Annotated in this window: 22 protein-coding genes and 1 other annotated feature; of the genes, 5 read left to right on the forward strand and 17 right to left on the reverse strand. The window is 45.7% G+C overall.

Annotation, left to right across the window (positions count from 1 at the left end):
- Positions 1–141: 141 nt before the first annotated feature.
- Positions 142–2,478 carry a YgiQ family radical SAM protein gene (locus V1U08_RS17470; RefSeq protein ID WP_330471105.1) on the reverse strand — a complete coding sequence of 779 codons (2,337 nt, stop codon included), beginning with the start codon at positions 2,476–2,478 and terminating at the stop codon, positions 142–144.
- A 347-nt stretch (positions 2,479–2,825) separates the two neighbouring features.
- On the opposite strand from V1U08_RS17470, the gene V1U08_RS17475 reads away from it, so the two are divergent.
- From V1U08_RS17475 to V1U08_RS17485, 3 genes are all read left to right on the forward strand, one after another.
- Positions 2,826–4,853 carry a sensor domain-containing phosphodiesterase gene (locus V1U08_RS17475; protein WP_330471106.1) on the forward strand — a complete coding sequence of 676 codons (2,028 nt, stop codon included), beginning with the start codon at positions 2,826–2,828 and terminating at the stop codon, positions 4,851–4,853.
- Between the two features lie 157 nt (positions 4,854–5,010).
- On the forward strand, positions 5,011–5,697 hold the full coding sequence (locus V1U08_RS17480) for a hypothetical protein (RefSeq protein ID WP_065302603.1): 687 nt from the start codon (positions 5,011–5,013) through the stop codon (positions 5,695–5,697).
- Positions 5,698–5,828: 131 nt separating this feature from the next.
- The gene (locus V1U08_RS17485; protein WP_014232424.1) at positions 5,829–6,029 is read left to right on the forward strand and encodes a DUF4250 domain-containing protein; all 201 of its coding nucleotides are present in this window, start codon (positions 5,829–5,831) and stop codon (positions 6,027–6,029) included.
- A gap of 22 nt (positions 6,030–6,051) precedes the next feature.
- Here V1U08_RS17485 and metR read toward each other — a convergent pair whose 3' ends face one another.
- Positions 6,052–6,963, reverse strand: coding sequence for an HTH-type transcriptional regulator MetR (metR, locus tag V1U08_RS17490; protein ID WP_118118872.1), 912 nt, complete (start codon positions 6,961–6,963; stop codon positions 6,052–6,054).
- Between the two features lie 261 nt (positions 6,964–7,224).
- Here metR and metE point away from each other — a divergent pair, with 261 nt between their 5' ends.
- Positions 7,225–9,507, forward strand: a complete 2,283-nt coding sequence (gene metE / locus V1U08_RS17495; RefSeq protein ID WP_330471107.1) for a 5-methyltetrahydropteroyltriglutamate--homocysteine S-methyltransferase — start codon at positions 7,225–7,227, stop codon at positions 9,505–9,507.
- Positions 9,508–9,625: 118 nt separating this feature from the next.
- Here metE and V1U08_RS17500 read toward each other — a convergent pair whose 3' ends face one another.
- From V1U08_RS17500 to V1U08_RS17530, 7 genes are all read right to left on the reverse strand, one after another.
- On the reverse strand, positions 9,626–10,012 hold the full coding sequence (locus tag V1U08_RS17500) for a GspS/AspS pilotin family protein (RefSeq protein WP_014232421.1): 387 nt from the start codon (positions 10,010–10,012) through the stop codon (positions 9,626–9,628).
- A 3-nt stretch (positions 10,013–10,015) separates the two neighbouring features.
- Entirely contained in the window at positions 10,016–10,312 is a 297-nt protein-coding gene (locus tag V1U08_RS17505; protein ID WP_014232420.1) for a YciI family protein, read from the reverse strand.
- Positions 10,313–10,426: 114 nt separating this feature from the next.
- Positions 10,427–10,822, reverse strand: coding sequence for an acyl-CoA thioester hydrolase YciA (gene yciA / locus V1U08_RS17510; RefSeq protein WP_014232419.1), 396 nt, complete (start codon positions 10,820–10,822; stop codon positions 10,427–10,429).
- Positions 10,823–11,024: 202 nt separating this feature from the next.
- A complete protein-coding gene (locus V1U08_RS17515) occupies positions 11,025–11,588 on the reverse strand; it encodes a septation protein A (RefSeq protein WP_330471108.1) in 564 nt (187 codons plus the stop codon).
- Positions 11,589–11,719: 131 nt separating this feature from the next.
- The gene (locus V1U08_RS17520; protein WP_014232417.1) at positions 11,720–11,962 is read right to left on the reverse strand and encodes a hypothetical protein; all 243 of its coding nucleotides are present in this window, start codon (positions 11,960–11,962) and stop codon (positions 11,720–11,722) included.
- Positions 11,963–12,051: 89 nt separating this feature from the next.
- Positions 12,052–14,589, reverse strand: coding sequence for a quorum-sensing autoinducer 1 sensor kinase/phosphatase LuxN (gene luxN / locus V1U08_RS17525; RefSeq protein WP_330471109.1), 2,538 nt, complete (start codon positions 14,587–14,589; stop codon positions 12,052–12,054).
- 418 nt (positions 14,590–15,007) lie between these two features.
- A complete protein-coding gene (locus V1U08_RS17530) occupies positions 15,008–16,276 on the reverse strand; it encodes a dicarboxylate/amino acid:cation symporter (RefSeq protein ID WP_014232414.1) in 1,269 nt (422 codons plus the stop codon).
- A gap of 542 nt (positions 16,277–16,818) precedes the next feature.
- Here V1U08_RS17530 and V1U08_RS17535 point away from each other — a divergent pair.
- The gene (locus V1U08_RS17535) at positions 16,819–18,360 is read left to right on the forward strand and encodes a long-chain-fatty-acid--CoA ligase (protein WP_330471110.1); all 1,542 of its coding nucleotides are present in this window, start codon (positions 16,819–16,821) and stop codon (positions 18,358–18,360) included.
- 98 nt (positions 18,361–18,458) lie between these two features.
- Here V1U08_RS17535 and V1U08_RS17540 read toward each other — a convergent pair whose 3' ends face one another.
- The 8 genes from V1U08_RS17540 to V1U08_RS17575 form a co-directional block, all read right to left on the reverse strand.
- Positions 18,459–19,151: a Crp/Fnr family transcriptional regulator gene (locus V1U08_RS17540; protein ID WP_014232412.1), complete on the reverse strand. Its 693-nt coding sequence runs from the start codon at positions 19,149–19,151 to the stop codon at positions 18,459–18,461.
- Between the two features lie 273 nt (positions 19,152–19,424).
- Positions 19,425–20,231, reverse strand: coding sequence for a tryptophan synthase subunit alpha (gene trpA, locus V1U08_RS17545; protein ID WP_014232411.1), 807 nt, complete (start codon positions 20,229–20,231; stop codon positions 19,425–19,427).
- Positions 20,231–21,421: a tryptophan synthase subunit beta gene (trpB, locus tag V1U08_RS17550; RefSeq protein WP_330471111.1), complete on the reverse strand. Its 1,191-nt coding sequence runs from the start codon at positions 21,419–21,421 to the stop codon at positions 20,231–20,233. The genes trpA and trpB overlap by 1 nt, the downstream gene beginning before the upstream one ends.
- A 40-nt stretch (positions 21,422–21,461) precedes the next feature.
- Positions 21,462–22,901 carry a bifunctional indole-3-glycerol-phosphate synthase TrpC/phosphoribosylanthranilate isomerase TrpF gene (trpCF, locus tag V1U08_RS17555; RefSeq protein WP_330471112.1) on the reverse strand — a complete coding sequence of 480 codons (1,440 nt, stop codon included), beginning with the start codon at positions 22,899–22,901 and terminating at the stop codon, positions 21,462–21,464.
- 13 nt (positions 22,902–22,914) lie between these two features.
- Positions 22,915–23,910 (reverse strand): anthranilate phosphoribosyltransferase, encoded by a 996-nt coding sequence (trpD, locus tag V1U08_RS17560; RefSeq protein WP_330471113.1) that lies wholly within the window; start codon positions 23,908–23,910, stop codon positions 22,915–22,917.
- A 19-nt stretch (positions 23,911–23,929) separates the two neighbouring features.
- Positions 23,930–24,520: an aminodeoxychorismate/anthranilate synthase component II gene (locus tag V1U08_RS17565; protein WP_330471114.1), complete on the reverse strand. Its 591-nt coding sequence runs from the start codon at positions 24,518–24,520 to the stop codon at positions 23,930–23,932.
- A 6-nt stretch (positions 24,521–24,526) separates the two neighbouring features.
- Entirely contained in the window at positions 24,527–26,089 is a 1,563-nt protein-coding gene (locus V1U08_RS17570) for an anthranilate synthase component 1 (protein WP_330471115.1), read from the reverse strand.
- A gap of 124 nt (positions 26,090–26,213) precedes the next feature.
- Positions 26,214–26,317 (reverse strand) — a sequence feature (Trp leader region).
- On the reverse strand, positions 26,264–26,389 hold the full coding sequence (locus V1U08_RS17575) for a Trp operon leader peptide (RefSeq protein ID WP_317589313.1): 126 nt from the start codon (positions 26,387–26,389) through the stop codon (positions 26,264–26,266). Its footprint overlaps the feature before it by 54 nt.
- Positions 26,390–26,474: the final 85 nt, after the last annotated feature.

Consider the following 26,474-nt stretch of genomic DNA (forward strand, 5'->3'; position numbering starts at 1 on the left):
TATTCACTATAAGCGTGAAAAAGTTGTCAATGTTATAAACGATTCACCAGTATAAGTGACTGATTGAAAGCGTAACACGCAAAACAAAAGGGCTCCAGAATTGCTTCTGGAGCCCTTTATTAGATTTCGTTGTTTCGACGGTTATCGACGCTTAGGTTTGCGCTGACCGGCTGGTTTACCCTGAGCTTGAGGGCGGCCCTGGCCTTGTGGCTTACCGCCATTCGGACGGTTTGAGTTAGAGCCTGCACGCTGGCTGTTGTTATTTCCACGCCCTTGACCACCTTGCGCTTTACCTGCGCCATTACGGTTGCCAGAAGGCTTGCCGTCACGAGAACCACCCTCAGAGCGTTTCTCAAGGTGACCACCAAAACCAGGCTGGTTCTTGGTGTGCTTAGTCGCAAAGCGGTTTGCACCGTGGCGGCCGGATTTACGACGCTGCGCTGGTGTTTGCGCATCAATGTCTTCAGCCGGCACCAAACAAGTGGCTTTGTCACCAATCAGATGTTTTTTGCCCATGCTGATCAGTGCTTCACGAATCATTGGCCAGTTTGCCGGATCGTGGTAACGCAGCAGAGCTTTGTGCAGACGACGTTGACGCTCACCTTTAGCGACAGGAATGTCTTCACGCTGTTTGTACTTCACGCGTTTCAGAGGGTTAGTCTCTGAATAGTACATTGATGTTGCGTTACACATCGGCGATGGGTAGAAGTTCTGTACCTGGTCACACTCAAAGTTGTTCTTCTTCAACCAAAGAGCAAGGTTCAGCATATCTTCATCTTCAGTGCCCGGGTGCGCAGAGATAAAGTAAGGGATCAGATACTGCTTCTTACCAGCTTCAGCACTGTACTTCTCGAACATTTCTTTGAAGCGGTCGTACGTACCCATGCCTGGTTTCATCATCAGATCCAGAGGGCCTTTTTCAGTATGCTCAGGTGCGATCTTCAAGTAACCGCCAACGTGGTGAGTGACCAACTCTTTCACGTATTCTGGTGACTCAATCGCAAGATCGTAACGTACGCCCGACGCTACCATTACCTTCTTAACGCCTTCAACCTTGCGCGCTTCGCGGTAAAGGTCGATGGTGTGTTTGTGGTCGGTGTTTAGCTTGTTACAGATACCAGGGAACACGCAAGAAGGGCGACGACAGTTCGCTTCCGCTTTCGGATCTTTACAACCCAGACGGTACATGTTCGCGGTAGGGCCACCAAGATCGGAAATCGTGCCAGTAAAGCCTGGAACTTTGTCGCGAATTTCTTCTATCTCGTTAATGATCGATTCTTTAGAACGGTTCTGGATGATTCGTCCTTCGTGCTCGGTAATCGAACAGAATGAACAACCACCAAAACAGCCGCGCATGATATTTACCGATGTTTTGATCATGTCATACGCAGGGATTTTCGCCTTACCATACATAGGGTGAGGGACACGTGCGTATGGTAAACCAAACACAAAGTCCATCTCTTCTGTGGTCAACGGAATCGGGGCTTGGTTAACCCAAAGTTCACGGTCGCCGTGGCGTTGAATCAACGCTCGTCCAGAGTATGGGTTAGTTTCCAGGTGCATCACACGGCTTGCGTGCGCGTACAGAATACGGTCGTTATTGAGTTTTTCGAAGTTAGGTAAACGTACCGCTGTGGTTTTAGCATCATGACGTGACGGACGAATAGTGATTGGCTGCGCCGCAGCTGGTTCGTCTTTCTTGGTGTCGCACTGCGTTTCTACCTCGTATGGGTTCTTAGGTACGAACGCTTCTTTACGTGGTTTTTCAATACGAGACGAGTCGATGATGGTATAGCTGTCTGGTGCTGCAGGCAGGTTAACCGCTGTACCACGAATGTTCGTCATGTCAGAAATATTTTCGCCGTTTGCGATGCGGTGTGCTACTTCCACCAGTGCACGCTCAGCATTACCAAATAACAAAATGTCGGCTTTCGCATCAAACAAAATCGAGCGACGAACTTTATCTGACCAGTAGTCATAGTGCGCAACGCGTCGTAGGCTGGCTTCAATACCACCTAGTACGATAGGCACTTCTTTATAGGCTTCACGACAGCGCTGTGAATAAACTAAGGTCGCGCGGTCAGGACGTTTACCACCTTCGTTATTCGGTGTGTACGCATCATCGTGGCGAAGTTTTTTATCTGCGGTGTAGCGGTTGATCATGGAGTCCATGTTACCCGCTGTGATCCCAAAGAACAGATTTGGCTGACCAAGCTGCATGAATGCGTCTTTGTTCTGCCATTCAGGTTGAGCAATGATACCAACTCTGAAGCCTTGCGCTTCTAGTAGACGGCCAATGATCGCCATACCAAAGCTTGGGTGATCCACGTAGGCATCCCCTGTCACAATGATAATGTCACAGCTATCCCATCCTAGGGCATCCATTTCTTTGCGGCTGGTCGGCAAGAAAGGTGCCGAACCAAAACACTCGGCCCAGTATTTTTTGTACTCATGAATAGGAGTGATGTTATTGGTCATATTTTGCTCTCTGTTCCAGGGAGCGCGAATTATAGCGATTTGATGATCAGGTATCTATACCAAACTTGTTTATTCAAGCTTAGTTCATCGAGTTTTATTTAGATTGTAAAAATTGGACGGAGTTAACGATGGATTTTCATCTAATATCACCTTGAATCCCTTGTGGTTATTAGGGTTGCGACTAATAGTGTCCCAATCTTAATACAAGAGATAAGCAACCGTGTTCTTATCTTTGTTCCTGTATATAATCAGATTGTGCACAGCAATATAACGCGATTCAGGCGGTTATGTTTGTCACGCTAAGCCAGAGCAGTCGAAGTTAGGGTTTAAGAAGGAAAGGCTAGGTAATGAGGGATTCAGCAAAGATAGCACTAGGTCGAGTACAACCCGAACTCAATCATACAACAGTTATTGAGTGGTCTTACAATCATTGTACTCGCGAGTATGAGTGCGACCAGCGGAGCATGGACGAGGTTTTTGGTTTTCAAAGCTTTGAGGACATGCTTGATCAAATGTCTTCGGAGCAAAGGGAAAACTTCCAGCAGCAAATCAGCGAAGTGGATCTACTCGGCGGCGAGGGGCATTTTTCGTGTTGTTTAGCATCAAACGAAATCGATCTTGTTTGTGCCACGATGAACTTCGAGAAGGTAAATGACTGCGTGGTGAAAGGTACCGTCACGCCTTTGATGAGCATTGCCGGTGGAGGGGAGCAGGCTAAAATATTGGAGACTCTGTTCGACTTACCAAATGTTGGTGTTTTAATCGCGGACGCTAACGCCAATATACTTGGGTGTAACCGAGCTTTCGAACTGCAAATGGGCTATAGAAATAGCGATCTCATCGGCCTCAAAACAGAAGTTTTTCGTTCCTCACATCATAGTCAATCCTTTTATGCTGAGATCTGGAACCGTATCGAGAAAGATGGTTACTGGAGTGGCAACCTTTTTTCCCGAACCGCGAGCGGTGGTCATCAAGCTCACCATCTCTACGCTTATCGGCTGAATTTTCAATCTGGGCGAGTATTGTTCCTCGGGTTCTCTACGGATATCTCTGCGTCCTTGGTATGGATGAAAAATCGCAGTGAGCAGGCTCGAGACTGGTTCTCGTTTTTGCCCACAAAAGACCAATTTGAAAACAAACTAGAGCACTTCGCCAGAGAGAGTGGGCATCAAGATCTCAATATCATCATGACGCTGAGGCCGAACTTTAGTCAGAATCGCTTAGTGGAGCAGCAGCTAGGGTTTGCTGACTTTATCACGCGCAGCCGCTACACAAAGCTAGCCGGTCAGTTAACTCGGAATGTATTTGTCGTGTGCTTGCAAACACCGCGTTGCCAGTGGCTAAGCACCATCAAGTTAATCGAAGTGGCTATGAAGGGATTCTTCACGGAATTAAAAAGTGAGATGGGCACAATTGTTCATGACACGATTGTTGAAGGACAAACTGGCGTTTCCGTACTTGGCTACGATACGAGCAGTCCCAAAAAGGCGCTAGCTTTGGCGGTTCAAACGATGGTGTCGTCTAAAGTAGGTGAAGGAGGATACTTCAATTTTTATAACAGCACGCTGCATACCGAGCTGCTAAAACGCCAGCACTTAGAAGCCTTCCTTCAAAAGAAAATCGATGGTGAACTTGTAGATGTCTATTTTCAGCCGATTGTGGACACCTACTCAGGTAAAGTCATTAAATTTGAAGCGTTAGCGCGGTTTCACCATGAAAATAGTAGTTACACTACGCAAGAGATGATCTCGGTTATCGAAGATCTGGAATTAATCGCCGAGTTAGACGATATGGTTTGTCGAATCGCGCTGGAGCGCTGGTCTGAATTACAAGGCTTCTATGACGATGATGTCGGACTGTCCATTAACCGCTCTCTCAACACTAAGTTAGATGTATTACAGGTGTTGCAACGTTCATTAGATTTGATTAAATCCAGCAGCGTCAATCCTGAACTGGTGACATTAGAATTAACCGAATCGGCTTACTTTGAGCAAGATGAAGCGCATACTCAAGCCTTGAAGCAGATCAGGCAAGAAGGGATCAAAATCGCCATTGATGATTTTGGTACCGGCTACGCTTCTTTTTCTTATCTTGGAAAAGGACAGTTTGATCTACTCAAAATTGACCGTAAGTTCGTGGCGGATATTCATGAGGGCAGCAGTAATTATTACATTGTTAAAATGATCACCGAACTGGCTCACCAATTGGGAGTAAAAGTGATTGCAGAAGGCGTCGAGCAAGTACAAGAGCGGCGTATTTTGGCCGACCTTGGGGTCGATTACCTTCAAGGGTATTTGTTTTCCCTGGCGGTGCCAGCCACGGATCTGAAGCAAACTAAATATTGCCAGAGCTTATTTAGCTTGGGCTCGAGGTAATGAAAGCCTCTGCCTTCAATACGTAATCAGAAAATGCTGTAGAAGTGAGTTCGAAAGGTGAGCAGAGCCGATTAATGGCCCTTTAGGGTTTAGGTGGTTTGGCGATAGGTGATTTGTTATTATCGCCACCCCAAACGACTTTTGAGCTTGCTACATCATGATTCAACAATTGCTGGTTACTTTTCCTCCTATGTTATTTGGCGCACAAGCGCTACTGACTTTGCTTTTAATCAAGGGCGATATTTGTCCGGGTCAGCGAGGTCGTTTGCACAAAATGTTACCTGCAATAGGAGTCATGTGGCTGGCAGTCGCATCATTGCGCATTGAGGCGTTTATGGTGGTGTTTGCGATCTTCTATTTCTATTCTCAGGTTCAGACCAAAAAAACGCGTGAGAAAGGGCCAATTTGGGCATTGCACCTGGCGAATGGTTTGGCGTTTGCCTATGTCAGCATTCAAGTATTTGAACAGGCTAACTGGCCAGCAGCGTTTGCAATGGCGCTCATGATCTTCTTTCTTGGGGCTTCATTCTCTCAACTGCTACTTACGATTGCGCGTAGCCGTTTACAAGCGTTTCATCGAATCTTACCAGTAACCGGTATTGTATCTGGCATGTTATTGGTGATTGCGACGCTGTTTTCTTCTTACCAGTTGGATGAGGCAGCATTGAGTGCCGCAACTCAACCAATACTCATTGCCCTAGCGATGTTGATCTCTTCTATCGTGGTTTGGTGTTGGCATATTTTCACCCATAAAAAACCTGAGAAAGTGCAGCTTAGTATCGCTTTCTTATTTGCTCTTGTTTCTATGACAAGCCTGCAAAGCTTGTTTGCAATGATCGCTTAATGTCCCGTTTGTGAGCTCACGATCTAGAGTGGGCTCACTTTAAATTCGCCAGATTATGTCTACGCTGTATATATATACCCGATCACTTGAGGTTATTTGGGGTATAAACCTTGTCGAAGAGGAGTGTCGCGATGGATTTAAGCAATGTAGGTAATCTGGATAGCATTATTCTGTTAGGTATCGTCAACGAAAAACTACGCTTAGAGTGTGACAGTTTTGACGAATTAGTTTCGACTTATGAAATGGATACAGAGTCGGTAGTAGGCAAGCTGGATATGCTTGGCTACCAGTACGACCCTCTCACAAACCAATTCAAATCGTACGAACGCTAACAACGTTCAACATCTCCCATTCTTAAGCCATCTTGATGCCATCGAGGTGGCTTTTACATTGTTGTCTTGCGGTTGCGAAAAACGCCTGTAAATAGCGTTTGTCTTTCTCTGAGTTTCGAACAGCAGCAAACAGACGACGCCACAGCCCATTGCCAAATGGCTTACTGGTAATTAGTCCTTGTCGAGAAAATTCTGAAATGGCCCAGTTCGGCAGCGCGGCAACCCCTAATCCAGCCGAAACCATTTGCACTAACATCAATGTGTTGTCTGCTTGCTTCCACTTAGCTGGCTCCACACCAGCAGGTTGTAAGAAGTGTTTAACCACATCAAGTCGCTGTTTTTGAACCGGATAAGAAAGCATGGTTTGATCGGCAAGATCTTGAGGTTCAATAATCGCTTTATCAGCCAGTGGGTGGCTGGTGGACGTGATTAGGCGCATTTCAAAGTCAAACAAAGGCTCGTAGTGCACCTCTGAGCGCGGCTGAATATCCGAAGTAATAACCAGATCCAGCTCTCCGGCGAGTAGGGCAGGTAAAGGCTCGAATCCAAAGCCTGAAGAAAAATCCAGCGTCACACTAGGCCACGCCAACTGGTATTCCTTAAGAGCAGGCATCAGCCATTGAAAACAAGAATGACATTCGATAGCCATGTGCAATCGGCCATTAACGTCTTCTTTCAAACTTGCCAGTTCATTCTCCGCTCTAGCGAGTTTCGGTAAAATATCTTCTGCAAGGCGCAATAGAATTTCACCTTCTGAAGTGAATTTCACCGGGCGGGTTTTCCTAAGAAACAACTGGCCACCAATGCGAGACTCCAGATCCTTAATTTGGTGCGAAAGAGCTGATTGAGTCAAATGCAACGCAGTTGCCGTGGCCGTCAGCGAGCCCGTATCTCGAAGCGAGGTAATAGTACGCAAGTGTTTTAGCTCTATCATGAATCTCTTTCATCCTTTAATGCTCACCATGAACGTAATTAACTTAACTGCAAAATATAGAAATGTAAACGTCTAGACGTCTATTAATTAAAGGTATTGGTGCGTTTTACGATCGCATTATGAATTTTTTTAATAAACAAGTTGAATATTTAGACCTTGTCCAATTTTAGTCTGAGAGAGATAGTTTAGCCATCCAGACATCCTAACGGTTAAGCCAGAGATGTTCTGACCAAAATAAACTGAATAATAAGGACTAGGGAAATGGCGACAATCACACACATACTTGGCTACCCACGCATTGGTGAAAAACGTGAACTGAAATTTGCGCAGGAGAAATACTGGCGCGGAGAAATCGATCAAGCACAACTCCAGCAGGTTGGCGCACAGCTAAGAGCAAACAACTGGCAAGTACAAAGCGATGCGGGGTTGAGTTTTGCCACTGCCGGCGACTTTGCCTGGTATGATCACGTACTGACAACAACATTGTTACTGGGCCACGTACCAAAGCGTCATGCCGAGGGCACACCTAACCTTGATACTTTGTTCAAGGTTGGTCGAGGCCAGTCACAGGCCGGTTGTGGCTGTGCAGGCGCAGCTGCCTCTGACATGACTAAGTGGTTCAATACCAACTACCACTACATTGTGCCGGAATTTAGCAAAGACGATACTTTTGAGGTGAGCTGGCCGCAGCTATTTGAAGAGGTGAGTGAAGCCGTTAACGCGGGACACAAGGTTAAGCCTGTTCTACTTGGTCCATTAAGTTACTTGTACTTGGGTAAAGAAGTTGAAGAAGGCTTTGACCGCCTGTCACTGTTACCGAGATTGCTCACCGCGTATCAAGCAATTTTGGCTAAATTGGCTGCTCTGGGTGTGGAATGGGTACAAATTGATGAGCCTATTCTGTCTCTTGAGCTGGAAAGTCAATGGGCGGATTCATTCAAACTGGCGTATCAAATCATCCGCAGTGACGTAAAAGTGCTGCTAACGACTTACTTTGACGCTGTTACCGATACACTGGACAAAATTGTCGAGTTACCTGTTGATGGTTTGCACATTGACTTGTCGGCAGCGCCAGACCAGCTTGATGAAGTTGTGGAAAAACTACCACAAGGTTGGGTGTTATCGGCTGGCGTTATCAATGGACGCAATGTTTGGAGAGCGGATCTAAGTGCGCAACTGGCGAGCTTACAACCGGTAAAAGAGAAGCTAGGCGATAAGCTGTGGGTTGCAAGCTCATGCTCATTATTGCACAGCCCGGTAGATCTAGAGCTTGAAACAGCGCTGAGTGAAGAAGTAAAAAGCTGGTTCGCCTTTGCGAAACAGAAAGTTACCGAGGTAGCCCTGCTAGGTAAAGCACTGGACGGCGATCAAAATGCGATTCTGGCATGCGATACTTACAGCCAGCCAATCAATGCGCGTAAAACGGCGACACACGTGAATAAACCTCAAGTGCAGGCTCGTATCAATCGCATCACCGCGGAGCTAACACAACGCAGTGCTCCTTATCCTGAACGTGCGGCGCATCAAGCTGAAGTGCTGGGTTTACCACTGTTGCCAACCACGACTATCGGCTCTTTCCCTCAAACCGGTGAAATTCGAGTTCAGCGCAGCGCGTATCGCTCTGGTCAACTTTCTGAATCAGATTATATTTCCGCACTAAAAGGGCATATTGCTGATGCGGTGAAACGTCAGGAAGCGCTGGATCTGGACGTGTTGGTACACGGCGAAGCTGAGCGTAACGATATGGTTGAATACTTCGCAGAAAATCTGGCTGGTTTCCAAACAACCAAATTCGGTTGGGTTCAGAGTTACGGTTCTCGCTGCGTGAAGCCTGCTATTGTCGTTGCGGATATCGAGCGTGAAAAACCAATCACGGTTGAGTGGTCAACGTATGCACAATCTTTGACCAGCAAACAAATGAAAGGAATGCTGACCGGCCCTGTTACGATTCTGTGTTGGACATTCCCGCGTGAAGACATTACTCGTAAGGAGATCACCCAACAGTTGGCGCTGGCGCTGCGAGATGAAGTTTCTGACTTACAAAATGCAGGCATTAATATCATCCAGATTGACGAGCCTGCGATTCGTGAAGGGTTACCGCTTAAGAAGCGTGATCATAAAGCTTACCTGGAATGGGCAGTGGATGCGTTTAAGATTTCTGCAGGTAGTGCGAAGCCGGAGACACAGATTCATACTCATATGTGTTACAGCGAGTTCAATGAAATCATTGACTCAGTTGCGGCACTGGATGCCGATGTGATTACCATTGAGACGTCACGTTCAAACATGGAATTGCTAAAAGCGTTTGAAGAGTTTAATTATCCAAATGAAATCGGCCCTGGTGTTTATGATATTCACTCACCGAACATTCCAAGCGAAGAGTGGATTGAAGGTCTGATCAAGAAAGCGGCAGAAAAAATTCCGGTACAACGTTTATGGGTGAATCCAGATTGTGGTCTAAAAACACGAAACTGGGCAGAGACAGAGGCAGCGTTGGCTAACTTAGTCTCAGCAGCGAAAAAGCTACGTACTGAGCTAGCATAAACAGCAGTTAAAGAAAAAGCAGGGGTGATCCCCTGCTTTTTTGTATCTTTTAACCAGCCATTCAAATGCGATGCTTGGACGGTATCCAATACTGAGCTCGCTCGGCAAATTACTGTGATTAATTGCTACAGCGTTGCTCTGAAATCAGTTCATCCGCCATCAATTGACCGCGCGTATTACGCACTTTCACTCTATACATTAAACCCATATTGATATGATCTCGGATTTCTGGTTTGTGGCAGAATGTGTAGATACTCGAGTTAAGCATTTGTGCTAATGGTTTCGCTCCCATCGCGCCGTCGTTATAAATCATCATCATTTCAACGACATTCTTGTTAGAAGAAACCCGCATAATTTGCAGTGGTCCATATTCCATAGGTAGACCAGCAGAGAGAACACCGGCACGATTAGATGCCATCAGTTCCAGCTGACGTTCTTTATCCGCGGTAGACGTACAGCCTGCTAGCGCACCAAGCGCCAGAAACAAACACAGTAATTTTTTCATAAATTAAAACACTTTTTTGAACGGTTTGACGATCACGTTTTCGTAAACGCCCGCCGCCACGTAAGGGTCTTTATCTGCCCAGGCTTTTGCGTCTTCCAAAGAATCAAACTCTGCTATGACGGTGGAACCGGTAAATCCCGCTTCTCCTGGGTTGTCAGAATCAATCGCTGGCATTGGGCCTGCGGTTAGAAGTCGTCCTTCGTCCTGAAGTTGTTGCAAACGTTCCAGGTGTTGAGGGCGAACACTCATACGCTTTTCTAATGAATTCTCGATGTCCTGAGAAAAGATGACATACCACATAGCATAGTTCCTTAATTGGTAGGTTGAAGTCCTAATTTAACGACTTTTTGGTGACTCTCACAAGTTAACAATAGAAAATGTGAGAATTTTCCTTCTATTAGAACCGTTTCAAACCTATTTTGCGATAGGGCGAGGTTTACCTTCGCTGTCGATCGCGACGTAATTAAAGGTTGCATCACACACCATAAAGCGATCTTCAATGCCGTCTACTTTCACCGGTTTTACCCACACTTCAAGGTCGACACTCATTGAAGTGCGGCCGATGTTTTTACATACACCGTAACAACAGACGACATCACCGACGCTCACTGGTTTTCTAAACGTAATGCTCGAAACAGAAACGGTGACGACGCGTCCGGAAGAAATTTCTTTCGCCAAAATAGCACCAGCTAAGTCAAGCTGAGACATAATCCAGCCACCAAAGATATCGCCGTTCGCATTTGTATCAGCAGGCATTGCGAGGGTACGAAGCAGTAGTTGGCCTTTCGGAGAGTTAAATTCTTGGCTCATTGTGACATCCTAAATCATCGTCAGCGCTTAAATGGGACCAATCTCAGTAAGTAAAAGTTCCCAAGCATTTTAATCTGCCAGGATGTTCTGTTAGTTACTACGATGGATAACAAGCGCAAATATTAATTGGAACAGTAACAAAACAGCGACCCGAAGGTCGCTGTTAAAAATAATTTGCGCGGATTATAGCAAAGCTGAGCCGTTATTCATCAACCGAAACATCGGAGGAGCTATTTTTCTGCTCTTTTGGCATGTGTTTGTAGATGTAAAAACCTGTAGCGATCATATAACTGAATGTCGCTATCAGCAGACCAAACACTTTAAAGTTAACCCAGACATCGAGTGGCAGTTCGTAGGCAACATAAATGTTTAAGCCTGCGCAGAAAGAGAAGAAGCCGACCCAAGCCCAGTTGATGCGTGTCCAAATGTTTTCAGGAAGATAGATCTCTTTTCCTAGCATCCCTTTTATTGCTGATTTGCCCATCGCGTGACTGACCGCAAGACCAATAGCAAATACCATGTAAACAATGGTCACTTTCCATTTGATGAAGTTGTCATCGTGGAGAAATATGGTCATGCCACCAAATACAGCCACCATCACGAAAGTGATTAACTGCATTTTTTCCACTTTTTTGTAAAGCGCAAACGTCAGGACGATTTGAATAGCCGTCGCGACGATGAGTGCTCCGGTCGCAACGTAAATGTCGTACATCTTATACAAGGCAAAGAAGACAATGAGTGGAATAAAATCAAGAATTTGCTTCATGTTGCAGAAAACTACCTGGTTATTGAGTTGTTCACAGTCTAGCGGAATCTGACGCAATGTGAATAGCTCGAGACAATTGGATACAAAAATTGCCGCGACAATGGCGGCAATCCTTGTCTCTAATTTATAGTTTAGGCGACATTCTGGTATTGGGGGATACGCGTTTTGACATCTTCTAAATAGCCTTCACACAAAAGGTTATCTACTGTGGCAGCGAGTTCGTCATTGGTCATGATGCCGCATGATGACTTGCCCGTCATTAGATTGAGGTATTGGTGATATTCATTTTCGGAATAGTGACCGATACGATCTAACAATAGTGCTTTAATACCATGATGAATCAAGCTGCGATATGTGTCTCTGCTGGGTAACATTGTCATCTCCCTTTAACATTTTTCTACCCGTGCCTAATGCTATGATTTAGGTAGCTCTACTTGTATAAGCATAAGCTATGCCAAGTAATTTAAAGTGAGTTTGACTCAGTGGGTTGGTTTTGAATGAGCCACGTCTGTATTACCTCTCGCAACGCATTTAAGGTTGTTGGCTTGTTCAAGCGGCCATCCATGAGTTTAGAAATCTGTGCGAGCTCTAAATCTCCAGATTCCCCTGATAACGCGATGACCTTAACGGAAGGAGAGATTGCTTTAATCCGTTGGCTGGCATCAAAACCATTCATAACCGGCATTTGCACATCCATCAAAACCAAATCGACTTTGTGAGATTGAATCATCTCTATTGCAGTCGCGCCGTTATTTGCCTGCAAACATTGGACACCTAATTGTTTCAAATACAGCTGAACTAATGTGCGTTGCACCTCTTTATCATCAACAATGAGCACTGTTGGTGCATGTTCACCGACTTTTAACTCGTTCATTACATTAGACTTAGCTTCGTCTTTTGTAGTGCTTCCGTGTTCGGAGTTAACTCTAAACGTCTCTGCTTTTGGTGAGTTCGGTACGACAGGAAAGTAAAGATAGAACTCTGTGAACTCTCCCTTTACAGAGTGGCATTCTATTCGCCCGCCAAATGAACGCATTACTCGCTGACAATAACTTAGCCCCAGACCACTCCCTCCGCTTTTTTGGTAGGAAAAGAAGTCGTCAAAGATCTTATGCACAATGGTGTTATCGATGCCAGGCCCGGTATCACGAAAGATTAATACGTTCTCATACGGTCCAGTTTGAGTACTCATTTCAATTTGACTTGCAGGATAAGAGTCAAAGTAATAAACCGCATTGCGGATCAAGTTAAAAATAACGAAGTTAAACAGGGTTTCATTTAACATCACCACAAAATCATCTTGTTGAGGCAGTTTTACTCGATCGAGACTCTTTTCGTTCTCAAAACCATAGCGAGTGATCGCCTGATTCACCGCGTTGTGAATAGAAGTTGCTACTTGTGGCTCTTGTTCGGGCGATGTGTCGCTGACCTCTCTTAATATGATATCAATCAGTTGCCGACCACGCTGAATTGCCGCTTGCCCCTTATTGATGTCGCCTTTTAGTGTTTCTGGTGGAAACTGGGATTCAAGATGTTGAGTCAAAACCTCAAATTGCAATTGTACTTGCGTAAGAGGGTTACGCATTTCATGAGCAATGGAGTGGGCGAGTGCTCGGCTTTGACGAACTTTTCTATCTGCCTCAATCGTGCTTTGCACACGAGTCAGCAGCGTTTGTAAGGCGGAAATCTCTTCGTTAGAAAATAGCTTCTGATTTCGCTTATGGGAAGAAATCAAAAGGTGAGAGACCGAGCGGCTATGGCCATAAATCGGCATGACCAGTGCCGTATCACTGGAACGCATTTTATTGTAGAGCTTTCTCAATGTACTGCTGTTGGCTGAGGTGTACTTTATCTCTTCAGACAGTTCATCAAGAAGCAGAACCGATTTATCAGAATGCAGATAATCTTCATAGAACGTCTCAGAGCAGTGGCTGTTGACCAATTGCAGTTTGTCTTTAGGGATATCGAGCAGTACCCCAAGCTTTTCCATCGCATCATCAATGGAGCGCTTAAAGTCCTCTTCCAGAGCCAAAATTTGTTGCACCGGAGTTTGCTTTTTAAAATAGACAAAATAGGAGACCAAACGGCTCACTCGACGATAGAGCCAATGCCAGGTAACACCAATCAGTGCACAGATCGGAATGGAAATAAGCCATTGGTTGCCTTCGGTTATTGGCATCAATATCGCCCCTAACGGCAATACAAAAATACCGCATACCAACAACGTGCTGACGGCGATGTAGGCGAGATATTTCGCACTATAAAAGCGTGAGGTGAGTAAAGCGTAGCCAAAAAATAGCATTTCACTGATGGAGAGTGCTGGTGGCAACCATGTCAGTGAAAAGTCGCCAAGAAAATAGGTCATGCCGAGATGGATGGCCGTAGTTGACAGCATGAATACCAAGATTCCTGCGATCATGTAGTTGCTTTTAGCCAGTGTCAGTTTGCTACTGTTGACTCGCATACGAGCAAGGTTGATGAGTGTAAGCGTAATCAGTATCAGGATGGAATTAAAGAAGTAGGCGGTCTGAGAGCCAAATTCAATCACAAACTCACTGGGTCCCTGTATAGAGACATTCTCTACCGTTAAATCCGGACGTAAATTTATAAAAAGTGAATACCCTGACAGCAGTACAAATATCAGTTGCTGCCATCTTTTTGTATCCCTGTTTTTTTGTTCGGCGAGTAGCTGACAGGAAAAGTAATAAGCAAAGGCAAAAGAGAAGAAGGACGCGAGATTAGCCAGTTTGGCCATGAAAACGCCGCCTTCTGAGCCAAAGTTCACCAATAGGTCAGTATGAAAATAGGCATTGCTGCCAATCCAGATAATGATGCAGGCAGAGTATGCGATGTAGGGCGCATGATGGGTGCCCAAAACGCGCTCGCTGCGACTTTTCAGGCGATAGCAATAGTACAGCTGCCACAAGAGAACAGCGGCTATAGTGACATATAATGTAATGGCTTTTGGATAGAGCAGACCTGCCAAACCAAAATCAAACATTCTGGTTCACCTGTGGAAGATGTTTGTTTTGTGGTTCGCAATACTTCCCACTGAATTCTAACAAGAAAGTTTGAGATTTCTCACGCCACGCTTTGATGAAAATACGGGCACAGCCCGCGATGCCACGGTTAGGAAAACATAAGCTTAGTAGCGGGTGGCAGAACGCCGTACGATGAATGATTTCATGTACAACTATTTGATTTTTTTGAATAGACCAATCTGTATTGGAGATCAGGTCTAAAGACAACTTTAGACTCATGAGACAACCTAGCACTGATATTTTTTGTTTTATAGGTGCGTTATATCATGATAAATAATTTATGCTACCAGTTTCTGTTTGTATGGTTACCTAATGCAAAAGTTGGATAAAAAAAGCCGCTCAATTTGAGCGGCTTCTTAAAAGTTGAATTACGGAAAATTAAGCTTCTTGCTTACTCAGCTCAACTTCTTTATTTGCTTGTACTTCTTCTTCTACAAGTGCATCAACAATAACAGCACATGCTGCATCGCCCGTGATGTTCAGAGCAGTACGAATCATATCGAAGATACGGTCAAGAGCGAATAGTAGTGGCAGACCTTCAATTGGAATACCAGCTGCTAGTAGAACCGCAACAACCAAGAATGATGGACCCGGTACACCAGCCTGACCAACTGCACCAAGAGTAGACGTTACGATGATCGCGATGTAAGCGCCCATGCCTAGGTCGATGTTAAATAGCTGAGCAAAGAAGATTGCTACCAAGCCGTAGTAAATCGCGTTACCAGACATGTTGATCGTTGCGCCAAGAGGCAGAACGAACGAAGCGGTAGAGTTTCTAACGCCTAGGTCTTTTTCACAAGTATCCATCGTTACTGGCAGTGTCGCCATTGAAGATGCTGTTGATAGTGCAACTGCTTGTGGTTTCTTCATTGAAGAGATGAATTTCTTCGCAGAGGTCTTAGTGAAGATATGAACCATCGCAGGGTAGACAACGAAACCAAAAATTAGGATAGCGGCTGTGTACACAACGAACAGTTTGAATACAACCATCAGTGCGCCGAAACCAAACGTACCTACTGCTTCAGCCATCAGGCCAAATACACCGATAGGAGCAATGATCATCACCTTATTGATCATCCAAACCATCGCGTCAACAATGCAGTTAACACCGTTGATGATAGGATCACGGCGTTCTTTAGTTTGTTGAGAAATCGCAATACCAAAGAACATACAGAATACTAGGATCTGTAGGATGTTCGCATCATTCAGTGACTGGAAAACGTTGGTTGGGATCATACCAGTGATGGTAGCCCAGAAAGTTGGCAGCTCACCTTTAGAAGCGTATTCAGCTGAGAACATGCCTTCAACGCCAGAAACGTCGATGCCGATGCCCGGTTGGAATACTTCACCCATAAATAGAGCAAGTGCTACTGCAAGAGCAGATGTTAGACCAAAGTAACCTAGTGTTACTAAGCCAACTTTACCTGCAGACTGGCTATTTCCAAGACCAGCAGCACCAGAAATCAAAGCGACAGCAACCAATGGGATTACTAGCATTTTGATTAGGTTGATAAAGATAGCACCAAGTGGCGCGAAGACCGTAGCGTCGTGACCCATTAGAGCACCAGCGGCTGTACCCACGATCATTGCAATGACGACTTGCACGCCAATGTTGTTTAGCAAACTCTTTTCTTTTAACACTTCCATAACCTCTGTGCTAATAAAATGTAAAATCCTAAAATTACACACTGTTCACATATAAATAAACGGAGAATAATTTCGCCCTCGCTTTTTACACTTATCATTCACAATTGGCAATATGCTAAACAGGGTTATTGATGAAAAAATCGATATTTCATTGACGAATGCTAACTTTTTGCTCAAAAGCAAACGTTTGCTATTTGTTTATCAAATGCATTACTGGTTGTTACATTAATTTGGTTAATGAGGTTAGCGATTGAGGATGAAATATTTGTTAACAACTTGTTTGCTGTTTTTGGGTTGGGGGAGGGCGAATTTATTGCCTGATATTTATGACAATAATTAGGACGCAAGCTCACACTTTAGTGATTTCACGGTTATAAATGTTAAATATTTTACATTCTTGGGATGTTAAGTCTTGTAAATATAATGTTAACAAGTGGTGGGTTGAAGATGCAATAACCGTAAAAAGCCACTCTATCGTTAACTTTTTGTTGTTGAATCCTTAAGAACAACGTGAATGCCAATAATCTAGAGGTGGAGTCATTATGATGAATCTTGCTGCTGCGCTGCAGCGAAATGCTGCCAGTAAGCCTGATAAGACAGCGTTGATATGCGGTGACTTGGAAATTTCTTATTCTCAATTTGATGCGATCGCGGGCAAAATTGCGACGTCTTTGATCAATAGTGGTGTCAAACCGGGTGACCGAGTCGCGTTGTCGTGTCCTAATCTGCCTTTCTTTGCGTTTATTTATTTCGCTGTTCAGAAAGCGGGCGCCGTTGCCGTACCACTCAACGTGTTGTTGAAAGCGAGAGAAATCAAATATCACCTGGAAGACTCAAACGCTAAGTTTTTCTTCTGTTTTGAAGGTACACCAGAGTTACCAATGGCCAGAGAAGGTGTGAAAGCCTTCAAGGAAGTTGAAACCTGTGAAAACATGATTGTCATGACCCAGTCGCAGGCTGATTTAGAGTGGGGTGGTGTACCAACTCTTAACGCTTTCATTCGTGATGTTGAACCGCTATCTGATTACGTGCCTCGTAATGCCGATGACACCTGTGTTGTATTGTATACCTCTGGTACGACGGGAATGCCGAAAGGTGCGGAACTAACGCAACAAAACATCGTGATGAACGCGATTGTTGGGCAAAACATCATGGCTGCGCAAGGTGACGATGTGCACCTGGTGACTTTGCCTCTGTTCCACACATTTGGCCAAACCGTGCACTTGAACGCCAGTGTCTTGAGCGGTGCAACTTTGGTTCTTGTTCCTCGATTCGAGCCTTCTCATGTTCTTGAATTGATCGAAAAACATAAAGTGACCATTTTTGCTGGTGTACCAACAATGTACATCGGTATGCTTCATGCGGATGCGGATTACGATATTTCGTCGCTGCGCGTGGCGGCAAGTGGTGGTTCATCGTTACCAACGGAAGTGTTCCGTGCGTTTGAAGAGAAGTTCAACGTGCCAATTCTGGAAGGCTACGGTTTATCTGAAACGAGTCCAATCGCCTGCTTTAACCATTTAGATCAAGAGCGAATTCCTGGTTCGGTTGGTCAACCTATCCAAGGTGTGGAGGTTAAGCTTGTCGACCTAGAGGGGAATCAAGTCCCTGTGGGTGAAGAGGGTGAAATCATCGTACGCGGTCACAATGTGATGAAAGGCTACTTGGGTCGCCCAGAAGTAACAGAGTCAGTACTGAAAAACGGTTGGTTCCACACGGGTGACGTAGGCCGTTTTGATGAAGCAGGTAACTTGTACATCGTGGATCGAATCAAAGATTTGATTATTCGTGGTGGCTTTAACGTTTACCCACGTGAAATTGAAGAAGTGTTCATGACGCACCCTGCTGTTGCGATGGTCGCAGTGATTGGTATTCCTCATCAAGAATACGGAGAGGAAATCAAAGCTTACGTAGTGCTTAAGCCTGATCAGGATCTTGAAGCGGCTGACCTTCAGGCTTGGGGACGTGAACACTTAGCGGCATTTAAATACCCTCGCTTTGTCGAGATTCGAGACCAGCTTCCGATGAGTGCAACGGGTAAGATTTTGAAACGCGAATTGAAATCCGAACTTAAAGTCGCTTAGACAAATGATGAAATGCAAGCCAGCTAGTGATTAGCTGGCTTTTTTTGTTTTCTGATACTTTTTATTTTCTGATACAGGGGATGATGCAGGGGCATGGGTTATTCAAGTTGTTTGAGATATTCTTCCATCTCCAGAGGATTGGGAATAGTGATGCTCCCGTAGCTCAGAGAGAGTATTCCCTCGCTTTCCATTTTTTTTAAGACTTTGTGTACGCTTTGTCTTGTTAGCCCCATCATATTCGCGATGTGTTCTCTAGTTACACGAACCATACATGGCTCTGCACTGATTGCCCGATTGGTTTGATAAGTCGCGAGTAAAAGTAACCGGCGACCAATACGCTCTTCAATGCCTCGTATTGCATCGTCTTCTATAACGGATATTGCCGACCACAGCCTTCGACTCATCAGATCCAGAATGACTGGGTAACTTTGCGGGTACTTAGCCAGCAATTGACGGAACTTATCACCTTGTAGCTCCAGGAGTGTCACGTCTGAATGAGCCGTTGCTCCGAATATGCGCGGCATACCGGGTGAGAAAACATTGTCTCCGAACCAGCCGCCCGCATCAAAAATCATTAACGTGACTTCTTTGCCTTTTGTACTTATCGAGTTGACTCTTACTGCTCCTTTAGCAATCACCATCAGAGATGAATGCTTGTCTCCTTTGTTACAGATAAGCGCTTTTTCGTCGAAATGCCGGGTTCTTGCAATTTGTACCGCGTCATTGATTCCCTCTTCAGGTAATCCAGATAGCACGGGGCATTGAAGCAACAACTTTTTTAACTCTTCCATGTCGGTACCTTAATGCAGCACTGTTAACTGAGCTATTTTAACATTTTATAATTCGATGAACTCAAGGCGCTTGTCTCGGGAGAGGGTAATAATCTGAATTTGTGATGGGTCTCTATTTGAGTGCGCATCATTTGTTTGGGAAGTGGTTGGTTTGAGAAACGGTTGATATGAAAAGTAAGTGGCTCAAATAGAGATTCGAGTCGTTTATCCGCCAAACAAAAAAACGCCCGCTTATAGTTATCAGCGGGCGTTTATTTACATCAAGAAGAGGGCTTATTTTTGAGTAGCGGCCTTCATGGCCGAAACAAACTCACCAAGCTTGTCCAGCATAATCTGTGGCTGCTCTGCGTGCGTCTCAATGATTTTAACCACGGCTGAACCTGAGATAGCGCCAGCGGCACCGGCCTCTATTGCCTGTTTCACTTGTTCTGGCTCAGAGATACCGAAGCCAAGTAACGCCGGTGGAGCATCGAATTGGTTCAGTCTCTCTAACAACTGTCCAACAGGCATATTTGCCTTCGTTTCTGTCCCTGTCACACCCGCTCGAGAAAGCAGGTAGGTATAACCGCCACTTAGCTCTGCCACTTGTTCCAGGGTTTCATCGCTGGCTGTTGGCGGCGCAATAAAGATCGGATGAATGCCGAACTTCTCAGCTGCTGCGACGAACTCCGCGCTTTCATTGGTTGGTACATCGGCAATCAGAACAGAGTCGATACCGGCTTTGGCACAGTGTTCGTAAAAGTTTTCAATACCACGAGAGTAAACCAAGTTCGCATACATCAATAGCCCGATTGGTAGATCTGGGTATTGGGCGCGAATCTTGCCGATTTGCTCAAAGCAGATACTTGGTGTTGCGCCAGACTCTAGTGCACGTTTATTTGCTCCCTGAATTGTCGGGCCATCTGCTAGTGGGTCAGAAAACGGAATGCCCAGCTCAAGTGCGTCAGCACCCGATTCAACAAGGGTTTCCATAATTTTGTATGATTGTTCTGCATTGGGATCACCTACCGTTACGAACGGTACAAACGCGCCTTGGTTCTTTTCATTCAGGCGAGCAAACATCTTCTCATAACGACTCATTAGATCACTCCTTTTTCTTCTAGGATGGCGTTTACGGTGAAGATGTCTTTGTCACCACGACCGGATAAGTTGACGACTAAAAGCTGCTCTTTTTCTGGATTTTCGCGAGCCATACGCAACGCGTGTGCAAGTGCGTGAGACGATTCAAGTGCCGCAATGATACCTTCACTACGCGCAATTTCCTGGAAAGCATCCAAGGCTTCATCATCGGTTACATTGGCGTATTCCGCGCGGCCAATGGAATTCAAGTAAGCGTGCTGAGGCCCGACAGATGGAAAATCTAGACCAGCAGAAACGGAGTAGGACTCTTCGATCTGTCCGTTTTCATCTTGCATGATTGGCGCTTTCATACCGAAATAAATGCCTGTCTTACCGTGTTTCAGCGGCGCACCGTGTTGGTCGGTATCGATACCTTTACCTGCAGGTTCGACACCAATAAGGCGAACACTTTCTTCTTCGATAAAATCAGCAAACATACCAATGGCGTTAGAGCCACCGCCAACACAAGCGATAACTGCATCTGGAAGACGTCCTTCACGAGCCAGAATCTGGTTCTTGGTTTCTTCACCAATCATACGCTGGAACTCGCGAACGATAGTTGGGAACGGGTGAGGGCCCGCTGCCGTACCTAGTAGGTAGTGCGCGTCTTCGTAAGTCGCAGACCAATCACGTAGTGCTTCGTTACACGCATCTTTTAGCGTGGAAGAGCCTGAGTGTACCGGAATCACTTCCGCACCCATCAGTTTCATACGGAATACGTTCGGGCTTTGACGCTCAACATCTTTGGCACCCATATACACACGACATTTCAGGCCAAGTAGTGCACACGCTAGTGCTGTAGCGACACCGTGTTGACCCGCACCAGTTTCAGCGATGATTTCTGTTTTGCCCATGCGCTTAGCCAGTAGAGCCTGACCTAGCACCTGGTTAGTTTTGTGTGCGCCGCCGTGGAGTAAGTCTTCACGCTTTAAGTACAGTTTGGTCTTTGTACCTTTAGTTAAGTTGCGAGTAAGCGTTAGCGCCGTAGGGCGACCTGCATATTCCTGAAGAAGTGTCATGAATTCGCTGCGGAACTCTGGATCTTCCTGTGCGTCAATAAACGCTTGCTCAAGTTGCTCCAATGCAGGAACGAGGATTTGCGGAACGTACTGACCGCCATATTCGCCAAAGTAGGCATTCAGTTTTGCCATCGTGATAGTCCTTCTCGTAATTTTTTTGCTACGAATAATTTTAGTAGTTGCGAATTGCGTTAAACGCGGCCTGCAACTTCTGTGCATCTTTTTTACCTGGCGCGCTTTCTACGCCAGAGTTTAAATCTAATCCCAAGCAACCTAATGACGCCGCTTGTTGAGCATTCTCAGGCGACAGTCCACCTGCTAACATGATTTGACTTGGGTCGCCGATAAGAGACCAGTCGAAAACTTGTCCGGTACCACCAGATTGATTCCCGACCTGCGCATCCAATAAATGGCGATCAACGTTTTCCGCAAGCAAAGTTGGCGCGCTCTCTTTGACGCCATACGCTTTCCAAATTTCAACGCCAGCAGGAAGTTCAGCTTTTAACTGGTTGACGTAGTTTTGATCTTCTGCGCCATGCAATTGCACTGCTTTCAAGCCAAGCGATGTGACTATCGAAGCCACAAAATCAATCTCATGATTTTGGAACACACCTACGTATTGAAGTGGCGCGCCACTCATCGTCAGCCGAGCCGTTTCTAAATCCACCGCTCGCTTAGACTGTTCCACAAAAATCAGACCGCCAAATACGGCTCCTGCTTTATACGCTTTTGCTGCATCGTCAGGATGGGTCAAGCCACAAACCTTATTTTCACCCAATGTCACCTTGCGAACCGCGAGCTCCAGATTGTCTTCAGACATAAGCGAGCTGCCAATCAGGAATCCGTCCGCATAAGCCGCTAAATCGCGGACTTGCTGGTGGGTGTATATCCCTGATTCTGAAATAACGGTCGCTTCTGGTGCGAGTTTTCGAATCAACGGTGCCAGCTCTTTGGTGCGGTTTAAGTCGGTACTCAAGTCACGTAAGTTACGGTTGTTGATGCCGATAACACGTGCGCCTAAGTCAACCGCACGGTGCAGTTCTTCTTCGTTGCTGACTTCTGTCAGAATACCCATGTTCAGGCTGTGAGCGACTTCAGCTAACGCTTTGTACTCTTCATCATTGAGCACAGATAGCATCAACAAAATAGCATCCGCACCATAATGACGTGCCAGGTAAACTTGGTAGGTATCCACCATGAAATCTTTACAAATCACCGGCTGAGTGACCTGATTGCGCACTTGCGGAATAAAGTCGAAGTTGCCCTGAAAGTATTTCTCGTCGGTTAAAACGGAAATGGCATCGGCATGATTGTTGTAGACCGATGCAATGTAGTCTAGGTCGAAGTCATCTCTGATGAGCCCTTTAGAAGGTGAGGCTTTTTTACACTCAGTAATAAATACGGTTTTATCATTGCTGAGCGCATCGTAGAAGCTACGATCTGAAGGTTCTAATTCGGATTGAAAAGTACTCAAATGCTGAGAAGCTTTGCGTTCTGCGACCCAGGTAGTTTTGTCGCGAACAATCTTAGCGAGTACTTCCGCCATTTCTGCTTCTTTTTTTGACACGTGCTCAGAAAGGTTGTCAGCTTTTTGAGTGTTGAAATCCGTCATCTTGATTATGTCCTTAAGCGTGTGCGGCAAGTTGCTGAACTAACTGGTAAGCCTTGCCTGAATTCATTGCCTCAATCGCTTGCTGCGCATTGGCTTTTAAATCTTCGTGACCGAACAGACGCATGAGCAATGCAACGTTCGCAGCGACAGCGCCCAGCTGAGCATCGGTTCCTTTTCCTGTGAGAATATTGGTGATGATTGCTTTATTCTCTTCAGGAGCACCACCTTTGATTGCTTCTAGCGGGTGTGTCTCTAAGCCGAAGTCTTCTGGCGTCAGTGTGTACTCAACAATTTGACCATCTTTAATCTCTGCCACTGTGGTTGGTCCATGAATAGCAACTTCATCCAAACCACTACCGTGTACCACTGCTGCGCGCTTCATACCCATTTGTAGCATGGTTTCCGCGATAGGACGAACTAGTTCTTCGCTGTAAACGCCCATTAATTCAATATTAGGGTGCGCTGGGTTAATCAATGGGCCAAGAATATTGAAGATCGTACGTGTTTTCATCGTTTGACGCACAGGCATCGCATGACGCACACCGCCGTGGTATTGAGGGGCAAACAGAAATGCAACGCCGATCTCATCCATAGCTTGGCGTGTTTCTTCTGGGCTCATGGCAAGGTTGATGCCGAAAGAGTCGAGTAAATCAGAAGAACCGGATTTACTCGATACACTACGGTTACCGTGTTTGGCGACTTTTAGACCACATGCCGCCGCAACAAAGGCCGCTGTAGTAGAAATATTGATGGTATCGTGACCATCACCGCCTGTACCGACGATATCGGCAAAGTCATAATCTGGGCGCGGGAACGGTTTTGCGTTGGCAAGCAGGGCTTTTGCCGCTCCAGCAATCTCGTCAGGAGTTTCCCCTTTAATTTTTAGCGCCGTTAACGCCGATGCCATCAAAATTGGATCGAGTTCACCTCGGATAATGGTATCGAACAATTGCTGGCTTTCTTCTTGAGTAAGAGACTGTTGATCGTATAGTTTGTTGATAGCTTCCATAATTTCTCTCCCTAAGTCCTTATGCGTTGTTTTTCTCAAGGGCCCATTCGATAGCATTTGCCAGCAGGGTGGCACCGTACGTGGTCATAATGGATTCCGGATGGAACTGAAATCCGCAAACTTTGTCCTGTTCGTGGACCACAGACATGGTTAAACCGTCAACTTCAGCCGTAATGGTTAGCGTTTCTGGAACATTGGTCGCGACCAGTGAATGATAACGAGCAATAGCCAGTGGTGATGGCAAATTGGCGTAAGTGGCGTGATTGTCATGCTCCATCATCGACACTTTTCCGTGAATGATTTCACCCGCTCCGGCAACAGTACCGCCGTAGGCTTCAACGATGGCTTGGTGACCTAGGCAGATGCCGATCATTGGTACTTTGCCTTTCATGCGCTGAATTAAGTCTGGCATTGAGCCCGCTTCAGAAGGAGCGCCCGGACCTGGAGACAGAAGTACCACCGGGTTCTCTAGTTCATTGACCGCATGCTCTATGTTTTCGGCAGCAATGTTATTACGGTAAATAGTCACGGAATGACCAAGCGAACGAAATTGATCAACCAAGTTATAGGTAAAAGAGTCAAAGTTATCGATAAATACAATGTTAGCCATGCTCTGCTACTCCTTGTGTGCTGCTTGAATAGCAGAAATAACGGCTTGTGCCTTACCGCGGGTTTCGTCCGCTTCCGCTTGTGGATCTGAATCGAAAACCACCCCTGCGCCTGCTTGTACTTGGGCAATACCGTTTTCAACATAGGCAGAGCGAATCACGATACAAGTATCTAGCGTGCCTTCTCCGGTTAGGTAGCCAACTGCACCGCCATAGCTTCCGCGGCGTACCCCTTCCACGTCACGAATCAACTGCATCGCGCGAATTTTTGGTGCGCCGGTTAGGGTGCCCATATTCATGCTGGCCTGATAAGCGTGCAATGCGTCTAGATCTTCACGTAACTGGCCAACCACACGAGATACTAAGTGCATGACGTGGCTGTAACGGTCGACTTTGAGTAAGTCAGCCACGTGGCGAGTGCCTGCCTGAGAGATACGTGCTACGTCGTTACGTGCCAGGTCAACTAGCATCATGTGTTCGGCGTTCTCTTTCATGTCGGTACGCAGTTCAAGTTCGATACGGCTGTCGAGATCGAAATCGATTTCTCCATTCGGGCGTTTGCCACGACGGCGAGTACCGGCGATTGGGTATATCTCAACCTGGTTAGTGTCGGTTTCGTATTTCAATGCGCTTTCCGGAGAGGCACCAAACAGCGTGAATAGCTCGTCTTGCATGTAGAACATGTATGGGCTCGGGTTACTCTTCTTCAGCTCTTTGTATGCCGCTAGTGGGGAAGGGCAAGGAAGCGTGAAACGGCGTGAAGGAACAACCTGGAAAATATCCCCTTTCACTACGTACTCTTTTAAATCACTGACAATCTGGCAGAAGTCTTCATCCGAGATGCTTGGTTGAGCTGTCACATCGGTCAGTTTGGCCGCACTAGGCAGATGCTTAGGCGCGCTACACTGTGCACTGATCTCTGCAATACGAGTTTCTAATGTTGCTCGTTGTGAATCATCGACAAACAGCGTGGCTTGCAGGTGGCAAGACTCAGTCTGATGGTCAACTACAAGCAGGGTCTCAGCGACGTAAAAAACGTAATCTGGACATTGATTGGTTGCATCTGCATGGCCTAAAGGTTCGAAGCTTGCCACTAAGTCGTAAGCGAATAAACCACCGAGGAAAATCGCGTGCTTATCTTTATCTTCTAGATCAAAACTGTGTTGAACTAAGCGCAGTGCATCGAATGAAGAAGCTTCACGTAAGCGAGAGTCTTCATCCAGAGTGTCGCATGGCTGGGAAAATTCAAGTGTGAAAGTCTCACCATCAAATTGAGAAGTGACGTCACTACGTACGTTCTTATTGAGATGAGCAAGCAAGTTTTTACCATTGTCTGTTAATGCCTGCATGGTGACGGTATGGTCAAAACAAACGATGCGAACCGCAGAGTCAACGATCAAAAGTGACTTCAGGTCCTGTTTCGAATCAATTTCCGCAGATTCCAGAAGTAAGCTATCCGTCTTATTTTCACACAGAGTGTGAAACAAGCGGGTTGGGTCTTGAGTGTAAGGAACAGAAGCAGATAACACTTCCAGTTGTCCAAGATTCTTTATTTCAATGGCCTTGTTCACAAGACCTCCTTATAGCTATTTTAATCTTCCTGCTGAACATAGTGGCATAAACCAGGCGCAGTCCCAATCAAGAGTTTATGATATCCGATTAATGTTTGAGCAGTTGAACGTAAAAGGGCGACAAAATAAAAAGCCCGCTTTGGCAGCGGGCTTAATAACGTTTGAATTTCTATACTAGAAGTACACGTCCGCCCACCAAGAACTTGTCCAAGTGCGCCACCAAGCAATATCTGTCGAGCTTGTCTTATTCAGACAAACTGCAACTTTCGCTTTTTGGTTTTGGTTCAATTCTTGTAACATAGTGAGCCTTGAATGAAGTGTTCTGTATTTGTGTACTAGTTAACTAGTGCGGAGATAAAAAGTCAACCCCAAAACAGCATTAAAA

Origin of the sequence: Vibrio sp. YYF0003 (assembly GCF_036350715.1) — a bacterium.
GTDB classification, from domain to species: Bacteria; Pseudomonadota; Gammaproteobacteria; order Enterobacterales; family Vibrionaceae; genus Vibrio; species Vibrio natriegens.